This is a genomic window from Desulfobaculum sp., from assembly GCF_054921475.1.
In genome coordinates, this window is sequence record NZ_JBUDSW010000226.1 from 1 (window position 1) to 6,058 (window position 6,058).

Consider the following 6,058-nt stretch of genomic DNA (forward strand, 5'->3'; position numbering starts at 1 on the left):
CGTGTACTCCGCCACAGAGCACTACCGCGGCCTGAGCCCGCAGACCAAGACATGGTTCTGGCTGTTTCACCACACGGTGTCGGCCTTCTTCCTGTATATTCTTTCCGGCCCGTCCAATCCGTTTCTGGAGCTGTCGCCCGCGCCCGCACAGGGCAACGGCCTGAATCCGCTGCTGCAGAATCCGGGCATGATTTTCCATCCGCCCCTGCTGTTCCTTGGCTACGGCGGCTTTACTGTGCCGTGCTGCTTGGCGCTGGCGTCGTGGGTGAACCGCGAGCAGCAGCCGTGGCTGGAGCATGGCCGCAAGTGGGTGCTGTTTGCGTGGATGTTCCTTACCGCAGGTATCATCCTTGGCGCGTGGTGGTCCTACATGGAGCTGGGCTGGGGCGGCTACTGGGCATGGGACCCGGTTGAAAACTCCTCCCTCGTGCCGTGGCTGGCCTCGACGGCCTTTGTGCATACGGCCATCATCCAGTCCCGCCGCAACTCCCTGCACCGGACCAACGTCTTCTTCATCGCGCTGACGTTCCTCCTGTGCATCTTTGCCACCTATGTGGTGCGAAGCGGCGTTGTGGACTCCCTGCATGCCTTTGGTACCAGCGAACTTGGCGAGCCGATTTTGCTGTTTATGGTGGGCGGCCTGATTGTGGCGATTATCGCCACCTTCTCCGCCAAGGAGCACAGCGCCCGTCCGCTGGATGATCTGTTCTCGCGCCCGGGGCTTTTGTTCCTTGCCGCGTGGATGTTCCTCGCCATCGGCTTTGTGGTGTTCCTGGGCATTTTGTGGCCTGTTATCTCCACCATTTGGAGCCAGCAGCCCATCGGCCTTGAGGCGGACTTCTACAACAAGGTCTGCCTGCCGCTGTTTGCGCTGATTTCAGTCTTCCTCGTGTTCTGCCCGTGGCTTGGCTGGAAGGGCGGCATCCGCGACAAGAAGATGTTCTACGCTGTGTGTGCGGCCACCCTGCCGGCAGCGGGCTTCTTCTGGATGGTTGGTGTGCGTCACCCCGTGGCCCTGATGGGCGCGGTGGCCGCGTGTGTGGGCCTTGCGGGCATTGTGGGCCTGTTCATGACCCGCCGCGATATGCTGCGCACTCCGTCCTCCCTTGCGGCCTACGGCGTGCACGTTGGTCTGCTGCTGATGACGCTGGGCATTGCCTTCTCCGGCCCCTACAAGGTGGAGAACGAGGCGGTTCTGGAGCCCGGCCAGAGCATGCAGGTCGCCGAGTACACCGTGACCTACAAGGACAGCGAGGAAGTCTCCACGCCCGGCATGGCCTACTTTGAGGTGCTGCTGTCCGTGGACAAGGACGGCAAGCATGTGGGCGAATTGACACCGCAGCGCCGGGCCTACCGCAACAACAAAAACGTCTTTGCCGAAGTGTCCGTTATTCCGGGCCTTGGCGATGAAATCTATGCCACCCTTATCGGGTCCACCAAGGAAGGGAGCGTCTCCCTGCGCATCAGCGTGAATCCTTTGGTGAACTGGATTTGGATTGGCGGCACCCTGATGTCCATCCTGCCGCTACTGGCTTTCCGCCGCAGAAAAGCGTAGGAAAGTCGGCATGATGCTTCGACTTGAGAATGTTGCTAAGTTCTACGGCTCGAAGCTCGTCTTTAAGAAGATGAGCTTCGAGCTGGAGCGCGGCCGCGTCTTGCTGCTGGTTGGCGAGAATGGCGCGGGCAAATCCACGCTCCTGAAAATATTGTCCGGACTGGCCCGGCCTTCCGCCGGGTCCGTCCACTGCGCCGCCCCGCAGGACCGCGTTGCCTACGTGGGACACCAGACCTTCATCTACCCCAAGCTCAGCGCCGTGGAGAACCTTGCCTTTTGGGCCAAGCTCTATGGCGCGGACACCAGCGAGGCCACGCTTGTGCGCATGCTGGACCGGGTGGGCCTGAAGGCGGCGGCCTTTGAGGAGGCGGGGTCCTTCTCGCGCGGGATGGCTCAGCGCTTGTCGCTGGCCCGCGTGTTTATGCTGGACCCGGAGCTACTCTTCCTCGACGAGCCGGGAACGGGCCTTGATGTGCGCTCGCAGGAGGTGCTGTACGGCGAAATCGCCGCGGCCCGTGAGCGTGGGGCGACCATTGTGTGGGTCAGCCACGATGTGGCGGGCGACCTGCACCGCGCGGACACCGTCCTTGCCATAGCGGGCCGCACCGTGGGCTACTTTGGCCCGGCGGCGGACTATGTGCCGACCGGGGCTGTGGCTGTGGGAGGTGGCGTGTAATGCTCGCTTCCGCCGTTGCCATTGCCCGCAAGGATATGCGCCTTGTGCTGTCCGGGGGCGTTGGTCTTGCGCAGCCCATTTTGCTTGGGCTGTTGCTTATTTTTGTGTTCAGCACGTCGCGACCCGCCGGGGAGCTTGTTCCCGCGCAGGCCGCGGCGGGTATTTTTTGGCTGGCGTCGTGCTTTTCGCAGGTGCTCATCTTCAACACCCTCTATGGGCTGGAGGAGATGAACGGCGCGCGGACGGCGCTTTTGCTGTCGCCCATTCCTGTGCATGGGGTGTGGCTGGGCAAGGCCCTTGCGGGTTTTGTGCTCCTTTTTGCCTCGCAGCTTGTGTTTGTTCCGGCGGCGGTGGTCTTCCTTGGGCAGGACGTGCACGCGGACTGTCTGGTGATGTTGGCCACCCTTGTTGCCGTGGACTGGGGCGTTGTGGTGCTGGGCGCGCTGCTTGGCGCGCTGGCGCAGGGACAGGCCGCTAAGGAATCGCTGCTGACGGTGATTTTATTCCCTTTGCTTATCCCGCTCCTGCTGGCTGGCGTCAGCATTGGCGGCGCGTATTTTGCCGGAGAGAGCACCAGCGGCCTGATGGGCTGGCTGGGATTGGCAGGTGCCTTTGACGCGCTGTTTACGGGCGCGGCCCTGTTTTTGTTCCCGCATGTGTACGGGGCCGAAGGCTAAAGGGCGTCTGGCGACGCATTGAATACAGTTTGGCCGCCCCGCGTGCGCAGCGTGCTGTGGACTGGTGGCGACGACCTACCCAAACGGAGAGAGAACGAGTGAACAGCCGCACGAACTGGCTTCCCTTTGCCGCAGTCGCCTGCGCGCTGGCCATGGCCGTGAGCCAGTGGTTCATCTGGGTGTACGCCCCCGTGGAGGAGACCCTTGGTCCGGTCCAGAAGATTTTTTACTTTCACCTTGGCCTTGCATGGTGGGCGCTGTTTAGCTTCTTCGTCGTGTTTGTGGCCGGGGTGCTGTTTCTGCTGAAACGGACATCGCGCTTTGACCATTTGGGCGGTGCGGCCGCCGAGGTGGGCGTGCTGTTTGCGGGCCTTGCGCTGGTGACGGGCTCCGTATGGGGCCGCGCCTCATGGGGCGTGTGGTGGACGTGGGATCCGCGTCTGACCACCACGCTGATTATGTGGTTCGTCTACTGCGCGTACCTTATCCTGCGCGCCAGCGGCATTGGCGAGGAGCGCCGCGCCACGGTTTGCGCCGTGGTGGGCATTGTCGCCTTTTTGGACGTGCCGTTGGTCTTTTACTCCGCCCGTATGTGGCGGAGCATCCATCCGGCAGTCTTTGCCAAGCAGGGTGGCGGGCTGGAGCCTGAGATGCTGACAACGCTCTTTGTCTCCCTTGCCGCGTATGGCCTGCTGTGGCTGTGCGTGACCACCATCCGCGCGCGGCAGCTTGCCGCCGGAGAGAAACTCGACGCCCTTGCCAAGGGCGGAATGCACTAAACGACAACACACGGCCTCCGACGAAGTGGGGGCGGGGAGTTCGTCATGGATTACACCGGATACCTTTTGACCGCCAATGTGGCTGTTTGGCTTGGAGTGGGCGGCTATTTGCTGCTGCTTGGCGCAAAGCAGCGCCGCTTCGAGACCCGGCTTCGGCAGATGGAGCACATTCACGATGACAGCTAAGAAAACGACGGCCAATGACACCGCCTCCGCCCCGCAGAATGCGCAGGGGCCGGGCGGCCGACAGGTTCTCCTGCTGCTGATGGCAGTAGGGCTGGTGGCACTGTTCGCCGGTTCCCTCGTCTACCGCGCCAAGCATCCGTCCCTGACGCAGCATGTGGAGCACACCGGCTCGCAGCAGGGCGGTGGGCAGGCCATGTCCGGCGCATCCATGGAGATGATTAAGGCCCTGATGGCCAAGCTGGAAGAAAACCCCAAGGACGTGCACGTGCTGCATACCCTGGGCGAGCAGTTTATGCGCATGAAGGCGTGGGACCGCGCCAAGGCCCTGCTGGAGCGCGGCCTGAGTGTGGAACCCGCTAACAAGCAGATTCTGCGTTTGCTTGGGCTGACGGAGTTCAACATGGAGCACTACGCCGAAGCTGCGGAAAAGTTTGAAACCGTGGTGGCGTTGGAGCCCGGCGATTATATTTCGCACTACAACCTCGGCATTGTGTACGCCCACTTCCTTGAAAAGCCTGAGAAAGCGCGGGAGCACTTTGAGGCTGTCGCCAATGGCGAGGGCGTCCCCGACGAGTCGCGCAAGGAAGCGCAGGAGCAGCTGAAGCACCTGCACTAATCCCCCGCGAAGCGCTGAAGAAGAGCAGGGAGGAACCGTTTGACGGTTCCTCCCTTTTTTTGTTCGCGCTGGACGGGAGCGCGCGGCAATGGGCGCAGAGGCGCATATGGGCCTGTGCCTCGGGTGCTGGAGAAGGAAGGTGAACGTCAACGGGAGTTCGTGCACGCTGTAAGGCGTTGTTTTGGGTTGCTCATACGCTGTGCTGTCTGCATTAAATGCTGTGTATGGCTTTTGTGCGTGGAGTGTGGCGCAAGTGTCCTGTATCTGTGTTGATTTTTGACTGCTCCGATTGACATGGTGTGGGCGGTGTGGCACCACTATACATGGTGGAAAAGTGTACCCCGTCTTCAGAGCCTGTCCTGTGTGTTGGGGCGGCGCAATCTTGACTGGTCGCGGACGGAAGCGAAGCCGCGCGGAGGAGAGCGTTATGCGGATGAAAGGTCTGTTGGGAGTGTGTGTTGCGCTGGTGGGGCTGCTTGTGCTGGCTGGGGCCGCTCAGGCGAAAACGGTGACCATTGCCTGTGCCTCGCCCTTTACCGGTCCCCTTGCTCCGTATGGCGACAACGTCAAGGCCGGGGTGATGATGAAGGTCGATGAAGTGAACGCCGCAGGCGGCATCAACGGTGCGCAGGTAGAGGTGGTCTACCTTGACGAACTCTGCGACCCCAAGGAAGCCGCCACCGTCGCCGCCAAGATTGCCCGAAACGACGACATCGTCGGCGTGGTGGGGCACCTGTGCTCCTCGGCGCACCTTGCGGCGCTGCCGACCTACGTCCGCCGCGGCATCCCCGCCCTATCCCCCACGGCGACCAACGTGACCATCAGCTATCAGAACAAGGACAGAAAGGGGCTGGTCTGGTCCTTCCGCGACGTGTACCGCGACGATTTTCAGGGCAAGTTTCTTGCCCGCTACGCCGCTGAAAAGCTGGGCCTCAAGCGTATCGCCATCTTTTATGAGAACAATGACTACGGCATCGGCCTCAAGGACGCCTTTAAACATCAGGCTATGGCGCTGGGGCTGACCATTGTGGGTGAAGAGGCCTACATCAAAGGCACGCCCGACTTTACGCCGCAGCTGACCAAGCTGAAGGCGGCTGGTCCGGACGGACTGTTTATTTCCGGCTACTACAACGAAGGCGCGCTCATTGCCGGGCAGGCCAAAAAAGTGGGGCTGGACGTCCTGAAGTTTGGCGCGGACGGCTTTGACAACGCGGACTACATCACCCTTGCCAAGGAGGCCGCCGAGGGCACGTACCTGACGGTGCCCTTCCTTGCCTCCGAGGCAGGCCCCGAGGCGCAGGCGTTTATGGACGCCTTCCGCGACCGCTTTGGCCGCGAGGTGGACTACATGAGCGCCAATGCCTACGACGCCGCGGGCATCCTGCTTCAGGCCATCAGCGAAGCCGGAGCGGACCGCCGCAAGGTCCGTGATTATCTGGCCGGGATGAATACGCCGGAGAAGGGCTACAAGGGCGTCTCCGGGCTGACCTACTTTAACGAACATGGCGACGCGCAAAAGCCCGCCTTCGTGAAGATGGTCAAGGACGGCGCGTTCGTTCCCGCCGAGCA

7 protein-coding genes are annotated in these 6,058 nt (G+C 62.0%); all 7 read left to right on the forward strand.

The window, feature by feature from the left end:
• Window positions 1-1,555 (forward strand): heme lyase CcmF/NrfE family subunit (locus ACY69P_RS13190; protein WP_462327805.1); only part of this gene is annotated, 1,555 nt, incomplete at its 5' end.
• Between the two features lie 10 nt (window positions 1,556-1,565).
• Window positions 1,566-2,231, forward strand: coding sequence for an ABC transporter ATP-binding protein (locus tag ACY69P_RS13195; protein ID WP_462327806.1), 666 nt, complete (start codon window positions 1,566-1,568; stop codon window positions 2,229-2,231).
• The gene (locus ACY69P_RS13200; RefSeq protein ID WP_459898909.1) at window positions 2,231-2,908 is read left to right on the forward strand and encodes a heme exporter protein CcmB; all 678 of its coding nucleotides are present in this window, start codon (window positions 2,231-2,233) and stop codon (window positions 2,906-2,908) included. Before ACY69P_RS13195 ends, ACY69P_RS13200 begins: the two co-directional genes overlap by 1 nt.
• 152 nt (window positions 2,909-3,060) lie before the next feature.
• Window positions 3,061-3,687: a cytochrome c biogenesis protein CcsA gene (ccsA, locus tag ACY69P_RS13205; RefSeq protein WP_404845207.1), complete on the forward strand. Its 627-nt coding sequence runs from the start codon at window positions 3,061-3,063 to the stop codon at window positions 3,685-3,687.
• A 45-nt stretch (window positions 3,688-3,732) separates the two neighbouring features.
• Window positions 3,733-3,873, forward strand: a complete 141-nt coding sequence (locus ACY69P_RS13210; RefSeq protein WP_404844323.1) for a CcmD family protein — start codon at window positions 3,733-3,735, stop codon at window positions 3,871-3,873.
• Complete coding sequence (locus ACY69P_RS13215) at window positions 3,863-4,489, forward strand: tetratricopeptide repeat protein (RefSeq protein ID WP_459898911.1); 627 nt, start codon at window positions 3,863-3,865, stop codon at window positions 4,487-4,489. The genes ACY69P_RS13210 and ACY69P_RS13215 overlap by 11 nt, the downstream gene beginning before the upstream one ends.
• Before the next feature lie 427 nt (window positions 4,490-4,916).
• A partial coding sequence (locus tag ACY69P_RS13220) for an ABC transporter substrate-binding protein (RefSeq protein WP_462327807.1) occupies window positions 4,917-6,058 on the forward strand: 1,142 nt, incomplete at its 3' end.